The 26,339-nt window shown below is 48.7% G+C and carries 21 protein-coding genes and 1 riboswitch; of the genes, 10 read left to right on the top strand and 11 right to left on the bottom strand.

The window, feature by feature from the left end; all coding sequences use genetic code 11:
- Nucleotides 1–26 precede the first annotated feature (26 nt).
- Complete coding sequence (gene pyk / locus BMW65_RS14190; RefSeq protein ID WP_090606331.1) at nt 27–1,457, top strand: pyruvate kinase; 1,431 nt, start codon at nt 27–29, stop codon at nt 1,455–1,457.
- Nucleotides 1,458–1,470: 13 nt separating this feature from the next.
- Nucleotides 1,471–2,190, top strand: coding sequence for a TylF/MycF/NovP-related O-methyltransferase (locus BMW65_RS14185; protein WP_090606330.1), 720 nt, complete (start codon nt 1,471–1,473; stop codon nt 2,188–2,190).
- A gap of 2 nt (nt 2,191–2,192) precedes the next feature.
- Here the strand turns inward: BMW65_RS14185 and BMW65_RS14180 are convergent, their stop codons facing one another.
- Nucleotides 2,193–2,543: a hypothetical protein gene (locus BMW65_RS14180; protein ID WP_090606329.1), complete on the bottom strand. Its 351-nt coding sequence runs from the start codon at nt 2,541–2,543 to the stop codon at nt 2,193–2,195.
- A gap of 118 nt (nt 2,544–2,661) precedes the next feature.
- On the opposite strand from BMW65_RS14180, the gene BMW65_RS14175 reads away from it, so the two are divergent.
- The 3 genes from BMW65_RS14175 (at nt 2,662) to metE (ending at nt 7,816) form a co-directional block, all read left to right on the top strand.
- Nucleotides 2,662–4,473: a sensor histidine kinase gene (locus BMW65_RS14175; RefSeq protein WP_090606328.1), complete on the top strand. Its 1,812-nt coding sequence runs from the start codon at nt 2,662–2,664 to the stop codon at nt 4,471–4,473.
- Nucleotides 4,474–4,571: 98 nt separating this feature from the next.
- Nucleotides 4,572–5,261 carry a response regulator transcription factor gene (locus tag BMW65_RS14170; RefSeq protein ID WP_090606327.1) on the top strand — a complete coding sequence of 230 codons (690 nt, stop codon included), beginning with the start codon at nt 4,572–4,574 and terminating at the stop codon, nt 5,259–5,261.
- Nucleotides 5,262–5,306: 45 nt separating this feature from the next.
- A riboswitch (SAM riboswitch) is annotated at nt 5,307–5,410 on the top strand.
- Between the two features lie 84 nt (nt 5,411–5,494).
- Complete coding sequence (metE, locus tag BMW65_RS14165) at nt 5,495–7,816, top strand: 5-methyltetrahydropteroyltriglutamate--homocysteine S-methyltransferase (RefSeq protein WP_090606325.1); 2,322 nt, start codon at nt 5,495–5,497, stop codon at nt 7,814–7,816.
- Between the two features lie 93 nt (nt 7,817–7,909).
- On the opposite strand, the gene BMW65_RS14160 is transcribed toward metE, so the two are convergent.
- Nucleotides 7,910–9,685, bottom strand: coding sequence for a S41 family peptidase (locus tag BMW65_RS14160; protein WP_090606324.1), 1,776 nt, complete (start codon nt 9,683–9,685; stop codon nt 7,910–7,912).
- A gap of 51 nt (nt 9,686–9,736) precedes the next feature.
- Nucleotides 9,737–10,543, bottom strand: a complete 807-nt coding sequence (locus tag BMW65_RS14155) for an AraC family transcriptional regulator (protein WP_090606323.1) — start codon at nt 10,541–10,543, stop codon at nt 9,737–9,739.
- A 127-nt stretch (nt 10,544–10,670) separates the two neighbouring features.
- Here BMW65_RS14155 and trmD point away from each other — a divergent pair, with 127 nt between their 5' ends.
- The 5 genes from trmD to dusB all read left to right on the top strand — a co-directional run bounded on the left by trmD (nt 10,671) and on the right by dusB (nt 15,484).
- A complete protein-coding gene (gene trmD, locus BMW65_RS14150; RefSeq protein ID WP_090606321.1) occupies nt 10,671–11,348 on the top strand; it encodes a tRNA (guanosine(37)-N1)-methyltransferase TrmD in 678 nt (225 codons plus the stop codon).
- A 230-nt stretch (nt 11,349–11,578) separates the two neighbouring features.
- Nucleotides 11,579–12,988, top strand: a complete 1,410-nt coding sequence (locus BMW65_RS14145) for an anthranilate synthase component I family protein (protein WP_090606320.1) — start codon at nt 11,579–11,581, stop codon at nt 12,986–12,988.
- A gap of 7 nt (nt 12,989–12,995) precedes the next feature.
- On the top strand, nt 12,996–13,658 hold the full coding sequence (locus tag BMW65_RS14140) for an anthranilate synthase component II (protein WP_090606319.1): 663 nt from the start codon (nt 12,996–12,998) through the stop codon (nt 13,656–13,658).
- The gene (trpC, locus tag BMW65_RS14135; RefSeq protein WP_090606317.1) at nt 13,655–14,437 is read left to right on the top strand and encodes an indole-3-glycerol phosphate synthase TrpC; all 783 of its coding nucleotides are present in this window, start codon (nt 13,655–13,657) and stop codon (nt 14,435–14,437) included. The genes BMW65_RS14140 and trpC overlap by 4 nt, the downstream gene beginning before the upstream one ends.
- A 54-nt stretch (nt 14,438–14,491) precedes the next feature.
- The gene (gene dusB / locus BMW65_RS14130; protein WP_090606316.1) at nt 14,492–15,484 is read left to right on the top strand and encodes a tRNA dihydrouridine synthase DusB; all 993 of its coding nucleotides are present in this window, start codon (nt 14,492–14,494) and stop codon (nt 15,482–15,484) included.
- A gap of 4 nt (nt 15,485–15,488) precedes the next feature.
- Here the strand turns inward: dusB and BMW65_RS14125 are convergent, their stop codons facing one another.
- The 8 genes from BMW65_RS14125 to BMW65_RS14095 form a co-directional block, all read right to left on the bottom strand.
- On the bottom strand, nt 15,489–16,985 hold the full coding sequence (locus tag BMW65_RS14125; protein WP_090606315.1) for an oligosaccharide flippase family protein: 1,497 nt from the start codon (nt 16,983–16,985) through the stop codon (nt 15,489–15,491).
- Between the two features lie 18 nt (nt 16,986–17,003).
- Nucleotides 17,004–17,285, bottom strand: coding sequence for an acylphosphatase (locus BMW65_RS14120; RefSeq protein ID WP_090606503.1), 282 nt, complete (start codon nt 17,283–17,285; stop codon nt 17,004–17,006).
- Nucleotides 17,286–17,369: 84 nt separating this feature from the next.
- The gene (locus tag BMW65_RS24225; protein WP_177181137.1) at nt 17,370–17,516 is read right to left on the bottom strand and encodes a hypothetical protein; all 147 of its coding nucleotides are present in this window, start codon (nt 17,514–17,516) and stop codon (nt 17,370–17,372) included.
- 126 nt (nt 17,517–17,642) lie between these two features.
- On the bottom strand, nt 17,643–18,533 hold the full coding sequence (locus BMW65_RS14115; RefSeq protein WP_090606313.1) for a metallophosphoesterase family protein: 891 nt from the start codon (nt 18,531–18,533) through the stop codon (nt 17,643–17,645).
- Between the two features lie 17 nt (nt 18,534–18,550).
- Nucleotides 18,551–19,723 (bottom strand): purple acid phosphatase family protein, encoded by a 1,173-nt coding sequence (locus tag BMW65_RS14110; RefSeq protein ID WP_090606312.1) that lies wholly within the window; start codon nt 19,721–19,723, stop codon nt 18,551–18,553.
- Between the two features lie 12 nt (nt 19,724–19,735).
- Nucleotides 19,736–21,529: a RagB/SusD family nutrient uptake outer membrane protein gene (locus BMW65_RS14105; protein ID WP_090606501.1), complete on the bottom strand. Its 1,794-nt coding sequence runs from the start codon at nt 21,527–21,529 to the stop codon at nt 19,736–19,738.
- An 11-nt stretch (nt 21,530–21,540) separates the two neighbouring features.
- Nucleotides 21,541–24,855, bottom strand: a complete 3,315-nt coding sequence (locus BMW65_RS14100) for a TonB-dependent receptor (RefSeq protein WP_245747647.1) — start codon at nt 24,853–24,855, stop codon at nt 21,541–21,543.
- Nucleotides 24,856–25,057: 202 nt separating this feature from the next.
- Nucleotides 25,058–26,296 carry a FecR family protein gene (locus BMW65_RS14095; RefSeq protein WP_090606310.1) on the bottom strand — a complete coding sequence of 413 codons (1,239 nt, stop codon included), beginning with the start codon at nt 26,294–26,296 and terminating at the stop codon, nt 25,058–25,060.
- Nucleotides 26,297–26,339: the final 43 nt, after the last annotated feature.

Genomic DNA, 26,339 nt, shown 5'->3' with positions numbered 1-26,339 from the left:
GCAAAACAAAACAACTCTATAAATAAATGGAAAAGGTTCAAAAGCGAACTAAAATCGTAGCCACATTAGGCCCAGCATCGGCCAAAAAAGAAGTGTTAACCAGTATGATTGCCAAAGGTGTAGATGTCTGCCGCCTCAATTTTTCGCATGGCAGCCAGGAAGATCACCTCAAAGTAATCCATACCATACGGGAGATCAACCAAGAACACCAGACCAACATCAGTATTTTGGCAGACTTACAGGGGCCGAAAATCCGGATTGGCAAAATGAAGGAAGGTGGCGCAGTCTTACTAAACGGCGCACAGGTAGAGATTACCACACAAGAGCTCATTGGCGATGAAAACCGTATCTACATTACGTACGACAGCTTTCCACAAGATGTAAAAGAGGACGAGATTATTTTGCTGGACGACGGAAAAATCCAGCTGCGCGTGCTGCGCACCAACTTTGCAGATACCGTATGGTGCGAAGTGGTGCATGGTGGTGTACTCACTTCCCGCAAAGGGGTAAACCTACCCAATACCAAGGTTTCGATCCCCAGCCTGACCGATGAGGATTTGGATAACCTTAATTTTGTTCTCCAGTATGACGTAGAGTGGATCGGGATGTCATTTGTACGGACAGCCGAAGACATTGTGAAGCTTAAGGAAATCATTGCAGCTAAAGGTAAAACCGCACGCGTCATCGCGAAAATAGAAAAACCTGAAGCAATCGATAATATTGATGATATCATCGCAGCTACCGACGGCATCATGGTCGCACGGGGGGATTTGGGCGTGGAGATGCCCATGGAAGATGTTCCTGTGCTTCAGAAAATGATTGTAAAGAAAAGCCGCAATGCATCCAAGCCGGTGATCATTGCCACGCAGATGCTTGAAAGCATGATCACCACTCCCCGCCCTACACGCGCAGAGGTGAATGACGTAGCCAACTCCGTGCTTGATGGCGCTGACGCTGTGATGCTGAGCGGCGAAACATCAGTGGGCGAGTTTCCTGAAATTGTCATCGAAACCATGAGCAAAATCATTGTGCATGTCGAACAGACTTCTTATCCTTATTACAACTCCAAGAAATCCGATCATGGCACAGATTCCGTCATCCCGGACGCCATCTGTGGTTCGTCCGTATACTTGGCGGAGAAGACCAGTGCTTCAGCCATTGTCGCGATGACATATTCGGGCTATACCGCTTTCGAAATATCAAGCTATCGGCCCAATGCGGATATTTATATTTTTACCGGCAACCCTGTATTGCTCAATACGTTGAGCCTACTATGGGGCGTCAAGACCTTTTTCTATGACAAGTTTGAGAGCACGGACGGCAGTATCCACGATGTAAACTCGTTGCTGAAGGCGAAAAACCTCGTACAGCCCGGGCAAATCGTGATCAATACCGCATCGACTCCCTTACATAAAAAAGGAAAAACCAATACCATTAAGGTCACGGAGGTGGAATAAGGAGGAGGAAAAAATGATTGCCGAGCAGCTCCTTACAAAGGCGCAATCTTTGCTTTATTCGTTCGTAGACAAAGAAAAGGCCGCTCTTATGCGGATAAAAACGCAGCACCTGACCTATTTGGCCACCAGCGATCTCTTTAACCTCTATGATACAGCCGCCGAGGTAGAACGCGCGCAAATCGCCGGATTGTTTATCGAAACCGGTTGTGCGCTCGGCGGCTCGGCCATTGCCATCGCTAAGGCGAAAAGCAAGCAACGGGAGTTTCGGGTATACGACGCCTTCGGGTTGATCCCGCCTCCTTCTGAAAAAGATGATGCCGACGTGCATATGCGGTATGAAGAAATTAAAACGGGAAAGTCAAAAGGCCTGGGCAACAATCCCTATTACGGATATACCGAAAATTTAAAAGACGTGGTGACCGCCAACCTGGCCAAACATGGCGTGCCTATCGAGGCCAACAATATCAAACTGATAAAGGGGTATTTTGAAGACACCCTTTATCTCACAGAGCCGATAGCTTTCGCACATATCGATTGCGATTGGTATGCCTCTGTCATGAGTTGTTTGATGCAAATCGAGCCCCGTTTGTCGCCCAATGGTGTCCTTGTTTTTGATGACTACTACGCTTGGTCGGGGTGCCGCTCTGCAGTAGATGAATATTTCAGCGATAAAGCGGGATACACCTTTATTAAGAAAGGCCGCAAGCTGCACGTGAAGAAAACTGCATCATAATACTACCTTGGCGTTGGTTGTTGCGCCCGCGCTTTCTTTTCTGTTTTGCGTTTATCTTTATCGAATGGTTGTTTTGTGCTATCTGCGGTATGCCTCTTAATGAGGGGCACTACGTCGTAAAGATTCGGCATGGCTACAGCGTTGTCGCTCCTGTACGCATTGGGCATGGCTACACAGTTGTCACCGCGATAGGCATTCGGCATGGGGTGGGTGGAAAACGCGGAATCGATAAGCGGCGCGGTTACTTTTCCGGATGGGCTTGCCCTTACACGCGCTTTGGTACTGTCTTCCTGTCCAACTGTAATTGCAACGGGACCAAGTGCTGCAAACAGGATCGTAAAAAGCCGTTTCATAAAAATGCAAATTGGTGTATCAAAAGTAACGAAAAGAACCCCATAGTTTCGTAACTTGCCTTGTTAAAATATGTTAAATGCTGTATTTTGCTTTTAAGCTTATGTATTTTTGTGTGGGATGAAACATAAAAGCATTGCATTAATTATCGGGTTGATGACGGTGGCGCTTCTTGGGGTGATGGCCATGCAATATTTTTTCATCAGGCAATCGTACGTCCTGAAAGCGCAGTTATTTGACGAATCGGTGAAAGCCGCGCTCAACGCGGTTGCTGCCAAAGCCGAAAAAAGAGAGGTCATGCAGCTTGCGGATGCCCAGCGGAAAAACAAGGAAAAGCTGGAACGGGAGCAGCGCAGGCTGGAACAGCAACTTCGTATAAAAACAGAAATCGAGCACCTCCGGGAGCGGCAAGCGCAGCAATACGCTGCTTTCAAACGGCAAGAAGAAGCGTTAATCGCACAATACGACATTGTCTTGCCCATTGAAAGCAATGAATTTTATGAAACTTACCTCAACGATTCCCGGTATAAAGACCTTGTGAAGGTCAATTTCCAAACGAATGCCACTGTCAATGGCGTTTTCCAACGCAATGAAAACCTGATTAGCCTCTACGCTATCCAACAGGTGCCGTTGCTCAAAGCCAAGGATGATAGTATGCGTTATTTTATTCCGGTGGGGCCTGTCGCTTACAACGCTGAGATTTTAAATTACGCCATCAAGACTTTACCGCCCAGACAGGATCTCAAGCTAAAAAACGAGATTTTACGTAAAGAGCGCCAGCTTCAATTGCTGGAAGCTACTACATTGATGGATACCATCGCCATCCTGAGTGGCAAAAACCCGCAATTGGTGGAGGATTTTGCTGCAGAAATCGAGCTGTACAAACGACCATTAAGCCAGCGTATCGACGTGGGCTATATCAAAAGCGAGTTGGAAAAAGAGCTGTTGAGCAGGGATATCAATGCTGCTTTCAACCTGGAAATAAAAGATAAGCACACGACACTTTATACCTTCGCCAATTTATCGGGCGAAGCGCCTTCCCCCGAAAACCTTTATACCACGGAATTGTTCCGTGCAGATAACGAAAGCTCTTCGGGTCGGCTTTCGGTATATTTCCCCAACAAAACCAATATGCTCATGGGTAATATGACCGTGATGCTGTTTTCGTCGGCAGCACTTTTGCTCGTCCTTATCGGCTGCTTTGCCTACACCATCTTTACCATACTGCGCCAGAAGAAAATTTCGGAGATGAAAACAGATTTCATCAACAACATGACCCACGAGTTTAAAACGCCAGTGGCGACCATCATGATTGCCAGTGAATCCTTGCGGGATCCCGAGATAGCATCTGATCAGACGCGCGCGGCGCGCTTAGCCAATATCATCTATGACGAGAATGTACGCTTGGGCGATCACATCGAGCGCGTGCTTAATATTGCCCGCCTTGAGAAGGGCAATTTAAAGTTGGAGCGCCGCGATGTGGACATCAATGATCTTGCCCAAGCCGTGGTAGATAGTATGGAGTTGCAATTGTTAAAAAACGGTGCCAATGTACACATGCAGCTCGATGCCGAGCATGCCATCGTGGTAGGAGACGAACTGCATTTATCTAACGTGCTGTTCAACTTAATAGACAATGCCATTAAGTACAGTCCAGAAAATCCAGCTATTACTATCAAAACTAAAAATGCCAATGGCCACATTCACATTACCGTGGCCGATAAAGGCATCGGAATGAACCGCGATCAGCTCTCCAAGATTTTCGATCAGTTTTACCGTATCCCTACCGGGAACCGCCACGATGTAAAAGGATTTGGCCTTGGACTGAGCTATGTGAGTGACATTGTAAAACGATTCGGTGGCAAGGTGCAAGTGAAAAGCGAGAAGGACAAGGGAACGGCATTTGAAATCATGCTGCCGTGCAAAGGATAGGAAAACTATTATGCAGAAACCTGCATGAGCAGCACGTACAAAAAGGAAAACAGTTAGCTCATGCAAGCTTCATCGCCACTTAAAAACAAATAATTCGGATGAAAATCTTATTAGCAGAAGACGACCCCAACTTGGGCGACATTTTGAAAGATTACCTCGAACTGAAAGGAAAGTTTGACGTTACGCTTTGCAAAGACGGCGATGAGGCGCTACGCCAGTTCAACAAAGAAAAATTTGACCTCTGCATACTCGACGTAATGATGCCCCGCAAGGATGGGTTTACGCTGGGCAAAGAAATCCGGGATGCCAACGCGGATATCCCCATTATCTTTGCCACCGCAAAAGGAATGATGGAAGACAAGACCGAGGCTTTTGAGCTCGGTGGCGATGATTACATCACCAAACCCTTCCGCGTGGAAGAACTATTGCTCCGTATCAATGCCTTGCTCAAGCGTGCTTCTCGGGATAAACCGGGCGAGGAAGAGCTCCCGGACAAGTTCCAAATCGGCGACTACCAATTCGACTACGTTGCCCAGCAAATCAGCAGCAATGGATACCAACAGAAGCTATCAACCAAGGAGGCCGAGCTGCTACGCTTACTTTGCATCAAAAAAAACGATGTCCTTACGCGTGAAGAAGCCTTGCTCAAAATCTGGCATGACGACAATTATTTCAACGGCCGTAGCATGGATGTATTCCTGAGCAAGCTGCGCAAATACCTGCGCGATGATCCCAAAGTGGAAATCGTGAATGTACACGGCAAGGGGTATAAACTACTGGTAAGCTGATCAATTATTTTTGCGTATCTCAATCTTAATTCCGATATTAGCGCCCGCTTATGGAGAAAGGCAGAGGGAATGGACCCTGTGAAGCCTTAGCAACCTGTCACCAGACAAGGTGCTAAATTCTACCTCGGTTTATCGGGGAAAAATAAGCAGACACAACTCACCTTGTGCCCTCTCCCCTAAAGCAATGTAAAAACAGAAGATCTGTATATTAAATATTTTATCCATACATTGTCATGTTAAAAACCAACAATTTGGGTTACCCGCGCATCGGTGCCCTACGGGAGCTGAAGAAAGCTAACGAAGCCTATTGGGCAAAAAAGATAGGCCAGCAAGAGCTATTGGACGCTGCACAAACCATCCGCGAAAGCAATTGGAAAACCCAACAGGAGGCCGGTATAGACCTCATCCCATCAAATGACTTTTCGTTCTACGATCAGGTATTGGATCTCTCCCTTACCGTGGGCGCTATACCAGCACGCTATCAAGGGTTTTCATTGGAAGGAGCCTCTTCTTACAACCTCGATTTATATTTTGCCATGGCTCGTGGTTTCCAACAAGACGGCCTCGATGTGACCGCCATGGAAATGACCAAATGGTTTGATACCAATTACCATTACATTGTTCCCGAATTTGTAAAGGATCAACAATTCCGCCTTACCTCGGAAAAGGTCATCAACGAATTCAATGAAGCCAAACAATTAGGCATTATTACCAAGCCGGTAGTACTAGGCCCTATCAGCTACCTGCTGCTGGGCAAGGAGAAAGAAGCAGGCTTCAGCCGTTTGGAGTTGATAGACCGCTTATTGCCCATTTATGAAGTGATTTTGGGCAAATTGGCGCAGGCCGGAGCAGAATGGGTGCAGTTTGACGAGCCCTTCCTGGCATTGGATATCGACAACAAGGTTCGTGAGTTATACGCTCGCGTATACGACCGCTTATCAGCGGCTGCCAACGGCATCAACTTGTTGGTGGCCACTTACTTCGAATCGCTGCTCGAAAATGCTCAAACAGCCCTCACCCTGCCCGTGCAGGCATTGCATATAGACTTGGTGCGTGGCGAACAGCAATTGGATAACCTGTTGCCCGCCGTGCCGACCAACCTCATCCTTTCACTCGGCGTAGTGGATGGACGCAACATCTGGAAAAACGACTACCAAGCATCGCTCCAAAAGATCAAACAAGCGGTAGATGCGTTAGGTGCCAACCGCGTGTGGGTAGCTCCGTCGAGCTCGCTGCTCCATGTGCCGTTTGATCTGGATTTGGAAGATAACGAGCAATCGCTGCCTGCCGAGGTGAAAAATTGGTTGGCCTTCGCCAAGCAAAAACTGGCGGAAGTAAAAGATTTGGCTGTATTGGCAACGAGTGATGCCGATGAAGCCACGTTGGCCCGCTTCGAGGCCAATAAAGCCGCACAGGAAAGCCGCCGTACATCGGCGCTGATTCACCGCGATGCGGTGAAAGCACGTGTAAAAAGCATTACCGACGCGGATGCGCAACGGACGAGTCCATTTGCCGAACGCAAAGCAAAGCAACTGGCGAAGTTCAACCTTCCTGCTTTTGCTACCACCACCATCGGTTCTTTCCCGCAGACAAGGGATGTCCGCAAATGGCGCGCTGATTTAAAGAAAGGGGCCATCACGCAAGAAGAATACGATAAGCTCATTGCCGAAGAAACCGAGCGTACCATCCGCCTGCAAGAACAGTTGGATATTGACGTGCTGGTACACGGCGAATTTGAACGCAACGACATGGTGGAATATTTCGGTGAGCAGCTCTCCGGCTATGCTTTCACCAAAAACGGGTGGGTACAGTCCTATGGCTCACGCTGTGTAAAACCCCCTGTCATCTATGGGGATGTAAGTCGTCCCGAAGACATGACCGTACGTTGGTCATCCTATGCGCAGTCGCTCACCGACCGACCCGTAAAAGGCATGCTCACTGGGCCGGTGACCATCCTGCAATGGTCATTCGTACGCAACGACCAGCCTCGCTCGGAAACCACTTACCAGATTGCACTGGCCATCCTTGACGAGGTGCAAGCCTTGGAAAAAGCCGGCATCAAGATTATCCAAATCGATGAGCCCGCCATCCGCGAAGGACTGCCCTTGCGTAAGGCCGACCACAAAGCATACCTCGATTGGGCTGTACGTGCGTTTCGTGTATCTTCATCCAATGTCGATGATGATACCCAGATCCACACGCACATGTGCTATTCGGAGTTCAATGACATCATCGAGCATATTGCCGCCATGGATGCCGACGTTATCACCATTGAGACCTCCCGTTCGCAGATGGAATTGCTGGATGCCTTTGCGGACTTCAATTATCCGAATGATATCGGTCCCGGTGTTTATGACATCCACTCACCACGCGTACCCAGCAAGGAAGAAATTGTGGCCCTATTAGAAAAGGCCAAAGCGGTCATTCCTGCTGAGCAACTGTGGGTAAATCCCGACTGTGGTTTGAAAACCCGCGCTTGGCCGGAAACCAAAGCCGCCTTGGAAGCCATGGTGGAAGCCGCTAAAACCCTGCGTGGCGTAACGGAGGCGGTGTAATCCGTTAACGAGATAAATAAATTTTTCAATCCTGTTGCCTGTCAAGGTAACAGGATTTTTTATACAGTCACCTGCTTCCCCTTGGTCATTACGCTATTGCAAAAGGGCTTTTGCCCGTTCCATTACCGGATCATGTCCCTGCATGAAATCTGCAATCGTTGGTTGTACCGGGTAATCGGGTATTAACCCATGACCAAATTGAGCATCTTTTCCATCGGTATCCAAAACGAATTTCAACAACGGAATACCAATCTCCAGTTTCGAGTATGGCAGTTTCAGGACAATCCTTAAACCGGAAGTGTTCCCATGATAACCGCCGCCGGCCTCTTCGCCGACGAAGGTTGCGTCCGTATGGATTTTAAGCAACGAAGCAAGTGTTGCCCCGGCAGAATAGGTGAGGCCTCCTGTGAGGACTACAAGTTTTCCATCGAAAGGATTCGGTTTTGCTTTCGCATGTTTTAGAATACCGGGCTTCCGCAAAATCCGTCCGTCCATATCCAAGTAATGCTCCGTCCGCATGATACTGTCCAATTTATGGTAATCATGCTTGTAATCAGAATAGGCATAAAACGAATACGTAAATGCGGAAGCTTGCACATAGTTAAATTTGTTGTAATCGATACTCACCAAATAAGACATCACCTCGTCTTCATACCCTTCGTTGCCGCCTTCATTTTTTCTGATATCCAGGATGAGATTGCGGATTTGGTTGTCACGCAGTTGCTGAAACGCTTCCGCAACGAATTGTTCAAAATCCATTCCAGCACTGCGGTAGGCGGCAGCGCTAAAGGTGTTCAGCGTCATTACGGCTGTTGAGTTCATCGTATCTATTGAGAATACCGCCGGCCGGTCGAAGCTTCGGGCTGGATACACACGGTTCAGCGAGTCGTTCAGATTGGCCAGTTCATTCAGCGAAACCGATGGTATACGCTTTATTCGACGGGATGCGCCTGTAGCTGTATCGATTACGTCTATATCAAAACTGCCGGTCATCGGAAAACATCGACCGAAATATGCGTTGAAGTTATAACCCGATTCAATCCATCGGTATTTGCTGCTGATATTATAGCCGTCAGACGGTTCGAGTGCCATAAACGTATCCATAATGCTGTCGATACTCACCCCGTTTATCCCCGTGAGCTGGAATCCTTTGGTGCCTGCATTACCGACATCATTGAGGATGTAGCACTGGCCATCTAATATTCTGACAAACAAAGGGAAGTAACAACCTTTATACCGCATGTAGGACTGCGCCGCCCGGCCCAGTTGTACGAAGGTATGCGCCTCCTTGGTAAAACCGATAAGCGGTGCGATAATCCTGTAAAACTCCAATACATTAGCTCGCCGCTTAATCTTCGACCGCAGCACCAGACAAAGGCTGTCAAACTGTGGTTTGGCATTGTACCAGAATAGGCCGGTATGCGCTTCCATCAACGATTGAACCAGCAAATCGAAATCACGGTACATCTGCGCCTTGGTCAAAGGCTGGAGTTTGGTTTTATGGGCCCGGCCCAGCAACTTATCCCATGCTCGATATTGATGGAGAGCGACCAGAAGAGTATCCTTCTTCAGGTAATCATAATTGAAATATGAAACGCCGATGATGGACTTTAGGTACGCCAATGCTTCCTGAGTGCGGCCAGCCATGGCCAACGCACATGCTGCATCGTATTTATCGGGCGGCTCGATGTCATCGGTTGCTTGAAAGATTGCCGCATAAGCCGCTACCGCTTGCGTATAGTCCTTTTTTTCGTAAAGCAATTTTCTTGCATCAAGTATCCGTTCATAGTAGCGGAATTCCTGGCCAAAAGAACGCAGCGAAGAAATAAAACCCACGAAGGACAGGAAGAATAACAATAATCGTTTCATGGCGCAAAGCTACCGTACAGCCGCCATCAGAAATTGAACAGATTTAACCTGTTATAGCTTACTAAATTGCTTGGGTAGAAAACCTGTGATGGCCTTGAAGGTGCGGGTGAAATGGGCTTGGTCGGCAAAACCACACGCGTAAGCAGTAGCCGTAAGTGAAGCATCGGTTGACTTGATTGTGCGCATCGCTTTATCTATCCTTATCCGTTGAACGAACTCTGTGAAAGTCGCTGAAAAATAGACCGGGAAATACCGCGAGATGGTCACTGGATGCACGCCCACTCGGCGGGCTAACTCCTCCAGGTGTATAGGTGTATGCCCCTCGTCCTCCAGGATTTCCCGAAGTCGTTTTGCCCACAGCGGTAAATTCTTTTCGCGTTTAGTCCGAGGGGGGGCGGATGGGGATAGGAATAGGTCGTAAAACATTGCTCCCAGGGTATCAGCGCAGGAAACACGGCTGTATTCAAGTTTGTGATACAGCTTCAGTAGCGAGACCTTAGTCCGCCTGGGCTCGTCCGTCAACCGCTTGAGGGAACCTTCCGTCATGCCCAATTCATTCAGAAAAAACGGACTAAAGGTAAGGTTGATTTTCCGGGTGTTGGCGCTGTAATTACGGCACCGATGGGTTACACCTGCCTCAATATACTTCAGGTTGCCCACTATTCGTTGATAGTTACGTCCTTGGATTTCCTCTGTGTAAGCGCCATTTACTAATAGACTTATACTGGGGTAATCATGAGCGTGCCAATCTTCGAAGGCGTCGTTACCCCCGTAGACTGTTTTTTCCAGTAAGCAATCGTTTATTTTTTGAGCGGAAATCGCCTCACCATGAAAAAAAGTGTTTGCCTGTGTTGCCATCTCTCCCCGCAAAGATACTGATTAAAGAGCAATCTAGCAGCTATCATCATTATTTACACAAGGGTTTCGGTATTGACTTCTCAGCAAATAAGGAATAAGGTAGCCGATAAAATCCTATCTTTGCCCTATGCGGTTTGACATCATCACGGTATTGCCGGGCCTATTGGAAAGTCCCTTCGCTCACTCTATATTACAACGCGCGCAAAAAAAAGGGCTTTGTGAAATCGTGGTGCACAACTTGCGCGATTATGCCGATAACAAGCATAAAAGCGTAGACGATTATCCATACGGCGGTGGCAGCGGCATGGTGATGCAGGTGGCACCTTTTGCTGCATGCATTGAGAAGCTCCGGGCCGAACGGGCATATGACGAGATCATCTTCATGACACCCGACGGCGAAACGCTCAATCAGACCATTGCCAACCACTTGTCTGTCAAAACCAACCTCATTATTCTCTGTGGCCATTATAAGGGTATTGACCAGCGAATACGTGACATCTATGTGACCCGCGAGCTATCCATCGGCGATTATGTCCTATCGGGCGGCGAGTTGCCTGCGGCAGTCCTAGTAGATGCTGTGGTACGCCTCCTCCCCGGTGTCCTCTCCGATGAAACATCCGCGCTTTCTGATTCATTTCAAGGCGGTTTGTTGGATGCTCCCGTATATACCCGGCCTGCCGACTGGTTTGGGCACAAGGTACCTGATGTGCTGCTCAGTGGCAACCAAAGTGCCATCGATCAATGGCGGGACGAGCAGGCCCTCGCCCGCACGAAATCCCGAAGACCGGATCTGCTGGATGAATGATTTTTTTTGATTTTTATTGCAAAAAATTTGTTTGGTGGTTTTTTTTTATATTTTTGCCTCACTATGTTAATGAATAAGTTCCGCATCGCATTATGGTGGTGGCTCGATGGAAATAACGTCGGGCAGGCTGGAACGGTTACATGTGGCTAATCACAATTCAGATTTTTAACATATATGCCCCGACGTTTTAAAAATCCGTCGGGTTTTTTGTTGTCCATTAAAAGGAAAATATGGCTTATCGATTTAAAACCAACTACAAACACTTGCTGGCGGATACGACCACGCCGGTAAGTACTTATCTCAGGCTGCGCGATGTATTCCCTAATAGCTTGTTGCTGGAAAGCTCAGAGTACCACAGCCGCGAAAACAACATGAGTTATATTTGTTGCCAGCCCATTGCCGGTATCAAGCTGGACGGGAATTTCCTCGAAATACAATACCCTGGCAGCCCCATTGAAAGAAAACCCGCCGCAGATATCAACCTTCGCGAAGAAGTCTCCCTATTCAGGCAAGCCTTTGAAGAAACACCGGTATCGGACTTTAAGGCCATATCCAATGGGTTATTTGGATTTTTCACCTTTGACACAGTAAGCCACTTCGAGGATATCGAGCTGAAAAGCCCAATGGATCCCAACCGGAATATTCCTTTCTTGCAGTATCATGTTTATCGGTACGTGATTGCCATCGATCATTTCCGCAATCAGCTTTATATCTTTGAACACCAGCTTGAAAACGAAGAAGGCCCCTCCGGCCTGGAAAAAATCCAATACCTTATCCAAAATAAAAATTTTCCGGAATATAGCTTTTCCATCAATGGGGAGGAAACATCCAATATGACCGATGAAGGGTTCAGGGCACTTGTTGAAAAAATGAAAACCCACATCTACCGGGGCGATGTGTTCCAGATTGTGCCTTCCAGAAGCTTTTCGCGACCCTTTTTAGGCGATGAATTCAACGTATACCGCACGTTGCGTTCCATCAACCCTTCTCCTTACCTGTTTTATTTTGACTACGGTGATTTCAAACTCTTCGGCTCTTCTCCTGAAGCCCAGTTGACCATCCGCAACAACGAAGCGACCATTTATCCCATCGCTGGCACATTCAAGCGTAGCGGCAACCAAGAACAGGATGAAAAAATAGCAGAAGCGCTTAAAGAAGATCCCAAGGAAAGTGCCGAGCATGTCATGCTGGTTGACCTCGCCCGGAATGATTTGAGCCGCCATTGCGAACATGTTCATGTCAAATCCTACAAGGAGACGCAGTATTATTCGCACATCATCCACCTGGTTTCCAAAGTTTGCGGGGTATTGAAAGCGGGTGTAAACCCTTTCGACGTCGTGGGCGATACCTATCCAGCCGGTACGCTCAGCGGGGCACCCAAACATATGGCCATGCAGCTGATCGATCGCTACGAAAACCAGCAACGGAGCTTTTATAGCGGGGCTATCGGGTATATGGGCTTCAATGGCGACTTTAACCATGCCATTATGATACGCTCATTCTTAAGCCGCAACAATACCCTCCATTATCAAGCAGGAGCAGGTATTGTGGCAGATTCCAACCCCGAAAACGAACTTCAGGAAGTCAACAACAAAATTGCTGCCCTGCGCAGAGCGCTGGAGCTGGCACAAGATATTTAATACGATAATGAGCACCCCACAACAACCATCACTCCGAATATTGGTGATAGACAATTACGATTCGTTCACCTTCAATCTCGTACACCTCCTGCACGAATGCGGGCATGAGGCCACCGTGTGGCGCAACGATAAATTCGCGCTTGAAGAGGTGGCCGCTTTCGATAAAATCTTGCTATCGCCCGGCCCGGGCATCCCGGAGGAAGCTGGCCTATTGCTGGATGTCATCCGCAAATACGGCCCAAGCAAAAGCATCCTCGGCATCTGCCTCGGCCAGCAGGCCATTGCCGAAGTATATGGCGGTTCGCTGTACAACCTCGCCAAGCCCGTACATGGCACCGCCACGCCGCTGTCGATCACCGCATCCGATGAGCCCATTTTTAGCGGGTTGCCCCTGTCGTTTTCCGTGGGACGCTATCACTCCTGGGCCGTATCACGGGATGGACTACCCGACACGCTTCGTATCACTGCCGAAGACGAGCAAGGGGTCATCATGGGCCTTTCCCACCGTACGCTGGATGTCAAGGGGTTGCAATTCCATCCCGAATCGGTACTTACCCAATATGGCAAGGAAATGATCGCCAACTGGTTGTCACTCACAAACGGCCGCCCCCCACAGACCACTAACCCCCCATTTACGGATCTCCAATCACTGACTGCCGAAGAAATATGACCATCTTAGAAACCATCGTCGCCAACAAAAGACAGGAAGTCAAGCAGGCAAAAAAAGCCGTTACAATAGCCGATCTGGAAAAGAAGCCGCTGTTTGCCCGCGAATGCCTTTCGTTGCGCGAATCTGTGCTGTCGCCCACCACAAACGGCATCATCGCTGAATACAAGCGGGCTTCGCCGTCAAAGGGAATCATCAACGACCGCTCACCCGTGGCCGAAGTGGTGGCGGGTTACCAAGCCGCCGGCGTGTCGGCGATATCGGTACTCACGGATCAGGAGTTCTTTAAGGGCAGCCTTGACGATTTGGTAGCCGCACGGGCAGCATTACACATCCCGCTGCTTCGCAAGGAGTTTATCATTGATGCATACCAGCTGGTGGAGGCCAAGGCCCATGGGGCGGATATCATTCTGCTGATCGCGGCGGTACTCCAACCTGCCGAGCTTAAATCCTTGTCGGAAGCCGCCCAATCGCTCGGCCTTAGCGTACTGCTGGAAGTGCATGAGCGCGACGAACTGGAGCGCAGCATGATGGACAGCGTGGATGCCATTGGCGTAAACAACCGAAACCTGAAGGACTTCACTGTTTCATTAGCGCATTCCTTGGAATTAGTTGATTTAATTCCCGACCAGTTTATCAAGGTTTCCGAAAGCGGCATCAGCGATCCCGCTACCATCCGAAACTTACGCCAAGCCGGTTTCCAGGCTTTCTTGATTGGCGAGAATTTCATGAAGACCGAAGATCCTACGCAAGCAATACAGCACTTTGTAGTGTCTTTATAGTCATCCGATTAGCAAAATTTCCGTATTTTTGCGCCGGATACCAAAAGATTCCGCATGGCTGTCAAGATAGGCAATATCGACCTTGGTGAATTTCCCTTGCTCCTCGCACCGATGGAGGACGTAAGCGACCCGCCTTTCCGTTTTGTATGCAAACAAAACGGGGTGGATATGATGTATACCGAATTCATCTCCTCCGAGGGACTCATCCGCGATGCCGCCAAGAGCCGGCAGAAACTGGACATTTTCGAATACGAACGCCCTATCGGCATCCAGATTTTCGGCAGTGACATCAATACGATGCGTGAGGCCACCGAAATCGCCTCGCAGGCAGGGCCCGACCTAATTGATATCAACTATGGTTGTCCCGTCAAAAACGTAGCCTGCCGGGGCGCGGGAGCAAGCCTGCTACAGGATATCGACAAGATGACGGCTATGACGAAAGCCGTGGTAGACGCCACGCACCTGCCCGTGACCGTCAAGACTCGCCTCGGGTGGGATGATAATACCAAGAATGTATATGAAGTGGCTGAACGCTTGCAGGATGTGGGCATCCAAGCCCTCAGCATCCACGGGCGCACGCGGGCACAGCTCTACAAGGGGCAGGCCGACTGGCACCTTATCCGTGAAGTGAAGCAAAATCCCCGGATACGCATCCCCATCTTCGGCAACGGCGACGTCGACAGCGTGGAAAAAGCCGCCGCATGGCGCATGGAATACGAGGTAGACGGCATCATGATTGGCCGCGCATCCATCGGCTACCCGTGGATATTCCGCGAAATCAAACACTTCTTCCACACGGGTGAATATTTGCCCGGACCCACCATCGCCGAGCGGGTGGCTATCTGCCGTACACACCTTAAGCAGTCCGTGGAATGGAAAGGGGAGAAAACCGGTATCTTCGAGATGCGCCGTCATTATGCCAACTATTTCAAGGGCATACCACATTTCAAGGAATACCGCATGAAGCTGGTATCACTCGCCGACATTGCCGATATACATGCCGTGCTCGATGAAATCAGCGAGCAATTCGAACTGGAAGAGGCATAAGTCTTTACCTGCGCATGAGTGCCAAGAGCTGTTTACGCTCGATGAGCAATGTCACCACCGCAAAGACGATGAATAACAGGTTGCCGATGATCAGATGGCGATCAAATACATCGAATCCCAGCCAGCAAATGACTACACCAATCAGGATATAGGTAATGTTTTTGCCGACATGATACGGGATAGGGTAGTGGTGCTGCCCCCATAAATATGAAATCAACACCATGCTGCCATAAGCCAAGAGGGTCACCCAAGCTGAGGCTACGTAACTGTATTGTGGAATAAAAATGAAATTGAAGGCCAGCGTGATGAGGGCCCCAATGCCAGAAATGTATAGTGCAAACCGCGTCTGATCAGACAGTTTGTACCAAATCGACAGGTTCATATAAATGCCCAGCAGCACGTAATTCAGTAGCAGGACGGGTACAATACGGAGACCAGACCAATATTCGTCCCGCGCCATAGGGCTATCGCTTTTTATGAAATATTTAAGCCATTCCATATTCACCGTAATGCCTACCATCACCAATACCATGGCAATAATGAAATAATCCATGATAAGCGCATAGATCTTGCGTGCATTTTCGTTTTTGGCATAACTGAAGAAAAAAGGTTCGGCCCCCAACCGGAACGCCTGAACGCCGATACTCAGGAAAACAGCAATTTTGGACACCGCGCCATAAATCCCCAGATCCCGATCGCCCGCTTCGCTGGGAAGCAATTTAGGGATCAAGATTTTGTCGATATGCTCATTGATGATGAACGAGATGTTGGCTATCAGAACAGGGAAACTATAAACAACCATATCCATAGCCAACTTGCGCTCCAAGCGTAGTTTCATTTTCACCACCTCGGGTAGCAGTAGCAGTAACGTAAGGCCGCTGGCCACCAGGTTGGACAGGAAAACATATCCCACCCAACCTTCTTGATACCACTCCGCAACATAGGCTGTATACGCGGTATCCAAAGCGAGAAACCAAGGGATGACTACAATGAACAGGAGGTTGAGCCCCACGAATGTCAAGATATTAATCAACTTGAGCAGTGCAAAACGTATCGCCCGCCCCTCGGCACGCAGGCGAGCAAACGGAATAACAGCCAACGCGTCCGCCACTAAAATCCATGCAAAATAGCGCACATACCGATTATAATTCGCATCATAACGGCCATTGTTCAGCCATGTAGCAATACTCTCCGAAAAAAAGTGAGCCATCACAATGAACACCAATGAGGTAAACAGTGTGATGATAAAACTGTTATTATATACCTGTGCCTTGTTTTCTTCGTGTTTTTGCAAATACCGGAAATAGGTGGTCTCCATACCAAAGGCCAGTACGGCATTGAGCATCGCTGCCCAGCTATACATGTTGGTAAAAATTCCATATATTGAAGGGGCGAACTTGCTTACATACAGCGGTGTAAGCACAAAGTTAATAAGCCGAGCGACGATGGTGCTCAGCCCATAGATAGCGGTTTGTCCGGCGAATTTTCGAAGTACAGACAAGTTCTTAAAACATTAAGGTCAACCACGCGATTTCCTGATGACCTCAAAGTTACGATAGTTTTTCACTTCGCCCGCCACGTGATCCACTTTTTCGACTACAGCCGCTTCGGGACCTTCATGGCACCACTCCAGAAAAGATTCCAGTGCAAATGGGTCGCCTTCTGCTTCAATGTATACCGTACCACCAGGTGTATTTTGGGCAAATCCTTTTACACCCAACTGGTCGGCCACAGCCTTGGTCGTCAGCCGGAAATAGACACCCTGCACCTTGCCAGATACTATGATATTGAGGTGTTTGATGTGGTCTTTACTCGCCATTGCCTTGATTTATTGCAAATCGCCAGCCAAAATAACGAGAATCGACGAAATGTCGTGCATTTTACCTTATAACAATCTAGTGATTCCGCCGAAGCGGTAGCTGATGCCTATCTCATGGGTGGCATTGCTGATGCCCCGGTTCAGGGCCTCGTTGCGCGTGCCGAACTGGTAGCTGTAACCAATACCCAGACGCTGCACATTTATCTGTGCCATGCCCGCCGCCGCTCCGCACGTTTACCCCAACACCCAGTGACCGCTTCACGAACACCATCGCCTTATATGCCCATCCCAGTTGTGAAGCCAAACACACCACGCTAGCGCGTGGTGTGTTTGGTTATGTTATTTATTTTCAATATGCCTCCACTCCAATTGATCGCCCAATAAGGTGAAGTGCATAAATCCCCGATGCACGGGCGGTTTTACCCACCAACTGGAAGAAACGGAGTTATTCGTGATGATATACCTTCCCAAGGTATAAATCACTTCATGAAAATGCTCATGACCTTGCATGATCAATTTTAGGTTTTTGCCTTCAAAAAGGCGGAAGAAATCCAACGAATTGTCGATGCTGGAAAAGTCGGGAGTCGCTACGAGCGCCCCCAATTCAAATAGTTTGCGGGTGGTGACAAACGGGATATGGCCACATACCGCAATAGGTGCCGTCGGTAATACAGTGGCCAATTCCTGTTTCAGCCAGGCCATTTGTTCTTCATCTACATGACCCACTACCCTGTTTTCCGCTTCAAGCAATTTGAGGTTGTCCAGTACAAAAAACCGCCATCCCTTATGTTCAAAAGTGTAATAACGTTTGCCTACTTTTTTTTCATACATTTTTTTAGCATAAAGCGGATGGGATGGATCTTCCTTGTTTTGTTTGGCTATTCCGAATAATTCGTGGTTGCCAATAGCGTGATAAATGGGCATATTGAACTGTTTAACCTCACTTAGGTACAGATCGTACAATGAATCTGCGAGCGACTCACTCGCTGCATTAACGTCACGAACGAGGTCGCCACCCGAAATAACAAAATCTGGTTTTAGCCGGTTAATGCTATCTACGGCCTTACGAAAATAATGCAAAGAGGAATCACGGAATGTTAAGTGAGCATCTGAAATGAATACAAAAGAAAAGCTGTCAAGCGGGTGTGCGGGAGTGGCTTGTGCGGCAGCCTGTACATAAAGCATAACAAGGCAGCCCAATACAGCCACGCATTTATTTCTAATATTCATAGCTATATTCAGTTACATCAACGCGTTGGATTTAGTACGATGGTGTCTACGACCTTGCCTTGTTGATCGACCACTTCAAACCGGAGCCGCCCGCCATCGGCGATAGCCCTCACCATGGCATTGTTGGAATTAACCAACACCGGGAATCGATTGGCTCCAGGCTGGGGATCTACCTTGATATGGCGGTGGAGATGGCCACTGATCATGATTTGGGCACCGGCGTCATTCAGCAGCGGGACAAACTTATCGGCAATTTCCTGTTCGCCGTGCCAGCCTCCGATTGGGGGCATATGGCAGATGACTACCTTGTAGGGGGCGTCGCGGTATTCCGGACTTTGCAGCGCCAGTTTCAACCAAGCAGCCTGTTGGGTACGGTATTCATCCATATTGACGATGCCGCTGTACTCGATATCCGTGTCGGGTTTGTCTTCTCCACAGTCCAACACGACGAAGCAAACGGGACCCCGGCGCATCAGGTAATACAAATGGCCGGATAAGGTGGGAAAATAATCTGGGAATTTTTCGGCAAAATTTCCCCGGGTCTCATGGTTGCCCCGCGCATAGTACATGGGCTTTTCGCCTGCGAACAACAGGGTAGCCGTATCCATGTAATGTGCAAAAAGCTGCTCCTCACTCCGCAGGTCATTGGCCATATCGCCGTTGAAAAAAAGGAGGTCTGTCCCTGCCCAGTCTACCTGCCCCAATAGGTTTTTCATGACGTCATTGCGCCCATGGATGTCATTAATGATGGAAAACGACAAATTCGCCTGCGCTGGATTGCTGGTCGTAAAGGTCAATGGCCCTTGGCGATATACCTGTGTTGCGACCACCCGGCCATACTGCACATCGGTACCCACGTGGCTGGTCACCTCCTGAGCATACACCCGATAGCGGTATTTAACGCCGGGTTGGAGGTTGCGAAGGGTGACCTTATGCAATTTGGACACATCCTTAAAGCCATGGCTGGAAGCGAAATACTTTGGCCGCTCTTGCAAATAGAAGTGGCTGCTATCATCAGGGGCCAGCTCCACCCAGGCAATGGCGTCTTTATCGGTTGTCCATACAATCGTAACGCCCGTATCGTGCAATGCTTGTAGATAGGGGCCATGGGTAATGGAAAAATCGCTTTGTGCAAAGCCCTCCCCAATAGGAAGGAGGCTGCATAGAAAAAAAAGGATCAATCTGTTCATCTTATCAATCGTCTAATATCCGGGGTTTTGGATCAGTAAGTTGTTTTTATTCAACTCATCCCTTGTGATTGGCAAAAAATAGGCCTTATCATTCCACGAACGGTTTTCAAACAATTCGTGGGATACCGTTGGTCTCGTGGCCGTTGTTTTGTCTGGATTGAGTTTGTATACCACTTTAGCAATATGGGCAGGTTTGTACGCTTCTGGGCCAATAGCCCAACGGCGGACATCAAAGAACCGGTGATCTTCGAATGCCAGCTCAACACGGCGTTCATTGCGGTAGCGCGCGCGCAATGCATCACCCGACTCCGTGATGTCCTGTAGCCCCGCCCGTTTACGTATTCTATTGATATAGGTGCGGGCTTCCGCATCCTCTCCCAATTCGATACAGGCTTCGGCATAGTTGAGTAATATTTCCGCATAGCGGATGAATCGCCAAGTAACCGTTTGCTTGATGTATTGGGCATCAATAGCCGGGTCTATGTATTTGCGGCAATAGTAGCCCGTATAGGATCCGTTCCAGTCTTCGATACTGCTTTGCCGCGTATCCACACCAGGCACAATCACGACACTGTTGGTTGCGTTGTCCCATCGCTCCCAGGAGCCTGTTTGCACTTTATTCAGCGGATCCAAGCCCTTTGCGTCGTCCGGGCGTTCCCGCCAAGGGGCTTCATTGTAAAAGATGGTTGCATAAAAGCGTGGCTCCCGATCTTGATAGGGTTCTGCGGCATGCACTGGATTATTCCAGTCGAATTTCGTACCATCAGCCATCTCAAAGGCATCCACCATTTCACCTATCGGAGCGTTGGTACCCCAGCCGTGATAGCCATTGGGTGATGTATAGAGGCCGAAGTTCTGGGCCATAGGGGTGGTGAAAAATTTGATGAAAATATCCTCTTCGGTCTGTTTGGAAATGAAGAGATCAACCATATTCTGGGCCACGGAATCGCCTGGCCCCGGTTCAGCACGGAAAAGGCTGTATTCATTGAGGTCGATCACGGCTTTGGCCGCATTTTTTGCTGCACGCCAACGTTCGGTCTGATCGCCGTCGGTATAACTCACCAATTCCGGATTGGCATAACCCGAAAAAATGGATGGTGTATGATACAGGTCGCTTGCCGCATAAAGCAATATTCGTGATTTCAGTGCTAGTGCCGCCCCTTTAGTAGCACGGCCTATGTTGTTGCCGCTGTGCTGCACAGGCAGCAATTCCGCTGCTTGGTCGCATTCACTGACGATGAAGTCCACACATTCGGCAAACGTACCCCGGGCGACACTGAAATCGTCGTCAAGTTCGTAGACATCGGTCACCAAAGGTACCCCGCCATACGTACTTACCAGAAAAAAATAGAGGTAGGCGCGGAGGAAGTGGGCTTCGCCAGCCATCCGATCCTTTAATGTTTTTCCATCGACCACTTCCGTACCAAATGGCACCTCTTCGAATTTCTGGAAGAAGATGTTGCAATAACGGATGGATTTATACAGGTCTTCCCAAGAGCGGTAGCGGGTAGCGCTTCCCCAGGCGGGCAGGTTGTCTTGTGTAATGACGCTGTTATTAAAATCAAGCGATGCAGCGTTCCCACGGTAATGCGACTCGTCCACAATGTTTGATTTCATCCGGCCATCTGACAGGGGATCGTCCAAGCGGAAATAAATCTGGTTGATGAACGTCTCCACCAACGCGGGGTCGCTCCATACCGCGGTTTCCGAAAATTCTGTGAACGGCGTGGTTTCCAAAAAATCTTGATTACAGGATACCATCACCATACTTATCAATGCGATAAACCCTTTTGTTATCTTATTCATGTCTTGTATCATTAGAAAGTTAGTGTTACACCAAGATTATACACCTTGTTCAAGGGGTAGGCTGTTGCAGACGTCGTTTCCGGATCAAAATCCTTCACGTCGGTAAACGTCAACAGGTTCAATCCCGAGAAATAAACCTGGGCGCTGCTCATCCGCATTTTTTTGCAGATGGCTGCCGGAATTTGATATCCGAAATCAACTGTTTTCAAGCGGATGTAGTCGGAATTTTGTAGCCAGTAGGTATTTTGATTGTTGCGCCAATATTCACTATAGCGGTTCCATGCACGCGGTTTATTGGCGTCAAGGTTATCCGGTGTCCAGCGCCCCTCAACATCCTGCGTGAGGAAGTTGCCTGTCTCTCCCTGATGCTCATAGTAATTATTCCGAACTGCTCCTGTAGCCCATTGGAAGAATAATGACGTATAGAAACCTTTATAAGAAAGGTCGATATTCAATCCTCCTGTTTGCGTAGGCAGGTCGGTTTCATATATGCGGATGCGATCCAGCGCATTGATTTCGCCATCATTGTTTACGTCTTCGAAAATGACATCGCCAGGACGGGCATTTGTCCAGTGCGGATAGGCATCCACGGCTGCTTGGTCACGAAAAATACCGATGGCTTTATAATACAAGTTGGTATTCATCGGATGCCCGGTAGATTGCTGGTAATCAGGCGACCCGGGGGTTTCATCCCAAAACTGGATTCTGTTTTTATTGAAGTTGATATTGGCCGACAGCGAATATTGGAATTGCCCAAGACTATTTTGGTAACCCAATTGGAATTCCGCTCCTTGGTTGGTCACTTCGCCGATATTTTCGCTTGGAAGTGTGAATCCAGAGGATTGCGGCACCGAAGCATTCCGCCTCCACAGGATGTCTGTCCGGACATTATGGAAGTACTCGGCCGATAATGTCACGGTGTTGTTGAACAAACCAACGTCAAAACCGACGTTGGATTGGTTGGCCACCTCCCAAGTGACATTTGGGTTGGGAATGCGAAGCTCGCTCAGAATTTTCGATTCTACGTTGCCGTTGAAGACATAAATCTGATTGGCCGCTGAAGCAAATCCATAGCTAGCCAAGTATTGATACGTCCCGATCCGGTCATTACCGGTTTGACCCCAAGATCCACGGATTTTGAAATCGCTGACGACGGGTTTCAAGGGCTGCCAGAAGGTCTCGTCTGAAACACGCCATCCCAATGACACACCGGGGAAAAAGCCAAACCGTTTTGCCTCTGGGAAGATGTATGAACCATCATACCGCCATACAAATTCAAACAGGTACTTATTGCTGAAATCATAATTGACCCGGCCGAAATAGTTCAACCGCGCCTGAAGGGATGCCGAACCACCGTTGTTTTTCTCGGCGTCACCCCCAGCAAATAGCTGATCCAGCGCCGTGGAAACGAAATTTTTCCGGTAAGCGTTAAAATTCATGGACTCACCAGAAATGCGTTCCACCCCAAATAGGGCCTTAATATGGTGTTTATCCTGCAGGTTCAATTGGTAGTTCAGCAACGTATTCAAGGTAAGCAAATCGCCATCCGACATTTCCTGCGTGAGTTCAGGATTGGTATAGCCCTTTTGTCCCTCTACCAGTATAGGCTCTCCATTATCATCGCGGCTCACGCCATCCCATGCATACAAATACCAAGGTGTACGCCACAATTTGTCATTGTTCAGGCGACGGTCATAAGCGGCGCTGCCCGTTAATGTCAACCCTTTTACCCCCGGAATGGAAATATCCAAGGTTGCCTTGGACTCCAGCATGGTCGCTTTATTCCGATCATAACCGGTCTGGTTGGTTGTTACCACCACCGGGTTATTGCCGTATTCAATGTCCGGGCCATTCATGCCGTTGGGCCAGTATGCCGGCATATTGGGTTTGCCACGGCGCAGCATGACAAAGATGTCAGATGCGGAGCGGGTGGGGTAATTTCGGTTTTCTTCCCGCCCAGCCACATTGACACTGTATTTAACATAGTCCGACATTTTCCCGTCCAAGTTGATGCGGAAATTCATCTGCTTATAATTCGTTGCGCTGTTTTTATAGATGGCATCTTGGTAGTTGGTTCCTGCCGAGATAAAGTAGGTGAGGTTTTCCTGCCCGCCGGAGATGGTAAGGTTGGCCGTGCGCTGTGCTGCTGCGTCCTTGAACGTAGCATCATACCAATTGGTATTGGGATATAACCATGGATCGTCGCCATTCCGGAAATGCTGTATTTCTTCTTCAGAATACTTGGCTGGTTGTCCGGCGTACATACTGATTTCATTCAACATTTGTAGGTAAGTTGCCGCATCAGCCGTATTCGGGATAACGGTGGGCATGCTCCACCCCTCATTGTAGGAAAATGAAATCTGGGGCTTCCCCTGCTTACCCCTGCGCGTAGTCACCAAAATTACACCGTTGGCAGCCTGTGCCCCATAGATGGCGGCTGATGCATCTTTCAGTATTGTTACGCTTTCGATATCCGTCGCATTCAACCGCTCCAAAGGTCGATTAGCCACCCCATCTACTACGATAAGCGGCGAATTATCTCCCAATGTGTTGGCCCCGCGAATGCGGAAGGTAGATCCATCTCCGCCGGGTTCGCCCGAGCGGGTAACGGCGACCAAGCCGGGCAAGCGGCCAACCATGGCATTAGACAAGTTAATGGCCGGGGCTTTCGTGAGTGTCTCGCCCTTCACCGTCGCCACGGATCCCGTAACGGTCGCTATCCGCTGCGTGCCGTAGCCAACCACCACCACCTCATCCAGTCCACTCACTTGCTCTTTAAGGGTTACGTTGATCGTGTTGCCTGCCGAAGCCGAAATTTCTACTGGTGCATAGCCAATGATCGAAAAGACCAGCACTTCACTGCGGTTTGGTAGTTGAATGCGATAATTGCCTTCGGGATCTGTCGTCACCGCGCGTGTGCCTCCTTTTACGATGACAGTCACTCCCTCCAAAGGCCGACCTTGTTCGTCCGTCACCTTGCCTGTGATGGTGATTTCCTGCCTGTTTTCCCCTTCTCTCATCGGGAGGTTTATTGATCCGGAGGTGATGATGATATTCTGCGCCACCAATTTGTACCCCAATCCCTGCCCCTTAAGGCTTTCTGAAAGCACCTCTTCGATGGTGGCTTCCTTCACGTTGATGGAAATGGGTTTCGTATTCCGAATCGTCCATGTGTCATAGAAAATATGATAACCCGTCTGCTTTTTGATATCCTTAAACACCTCTACAAGCGTTGCTTGTTGTTTTTGCAAAGTAACACGTTGGGCATACGTAAACGCGCTCACCTGCAAACAGCTGATTAGCAACAAAATACAGGACAGTTTCATAACCAATAAATATTTGGGCTTCACACAGTTACGAAGATGTAAGTAATGTGCGGTAAAAATTTCGTACATTTGAATAGGGTTTATAAAAAATGATTTTCCAGTTATTTTAGTTAAATCCATTTGGCCCAAAGCCATTCGCATTCAGGGGCGGTCGCAACGCTCCTGATTGCCTTTTTAGCCTTGAGCTCTGCATCTGTCCAGGCTAAGTCATGACTATCACCCTCCTTCCTGCTATCTTAAACCGGATGGATCCGGTGAGCGCAATGGTTTTTAATAGCGTTTCGAAATCTTCGAACCTTGAAATGGTACCTCCGAAATACTTATTTGTCATATCGCCCTGATACTCTACCTCAATATCATACCACCGTGCGATGACATTCATCACTTGGCTGATATGCTCATCAGCAAAGGCAAAATATCCGTTTTTCCATGCGATATATTGTTCTACATCCACAACGGAGACACGCGTCGTTGCGCCACGGACGATGCTTTGTTGCCCCGGGATCAACTTATTTGTTTTTTTGGATTGATGGTTGACAATTTGTACCCACCCTTCTACCAACGTGGTTTTGACAACGGGTTCGTCTGCATAAGCTGTAATATTGAATTGGGTACCAAGGACTTCCACGATTTGATCCTTCGTTTTCACCAGAAATGGCATTTTTTTGCGCGGTGTCTGCCCAGCCCCTTCCAACCATTGTTCGCTTACTTCAAAGTAGGCCTCTCCTTCAAGTTCAACGACACGCTCATCTCCAACAAACTGGCTTGGGTATTTCAGTGTAGAGGCCGAGTTGAGCCATACATTGGTACCATCAGGCAGGGTGATTTGATAGATGCCGCCTCGGGGAATAGTCATCGACATCGGCTCCGGGAGCTTTCTTTTCTGCGTCCCGCTTGGCACCAAAAGCCTGTCGTCCAAAACGATACTTCCATCCACGTAGGTGATATGGTCGCCCACCACAATGCCTGCCTGATCTGAGCTCAGGTTTATTTCCCGTCCGTCGGCCAACCTCAATATGGCCTTATTACCTCCGGGCACAATGGGCAATGCAACATCCGCCACATCAGCATGGTTTTCCTTTGCTGTTTGATTGGGCCAACGCCCATACCGAAAGAGCAACATACCGGCGCACAGCAATGCGGCAATTCCGGCCAGCCATCGCCAGCGGCTTAATTGCGATATCTTCGGTGTTTCCGGCGGTGCTAACGGCGGATCAGTCGCGACACTTGGATGGCGGAGGATACCTTGATACATCCGCTCACTGGAAGCAGGTTCTGGGAGGAGGCCTTCGTCCAACTGCTGCCATAATTCATCCACGGCATCACTTAAGGTGCCATTATCTCCCTGTTGCACATGCCGCTTTAATTCCGACAGCTCATCCGCATTGATTTCGTTTGCGAGATAACGTTGAAGCAAATAGCGTAAATGTGCTTTATCCATCGTGGTACTTCCTTAATAGTATGCAAGCAACCACCCCATGGGG

The organism is Parapedobacter koreensis (assembly GCF_900109365.1).
GTDB lineage: Bacteria > Bacteroidota > Bacteroidia > Sphingobacteriales > Sphingobacteriaceae > Parapedobacter > Parapedobacter koreensis.
This window is presented reverse-complemented; position numbering and strand designations above follow the sequence as displayed.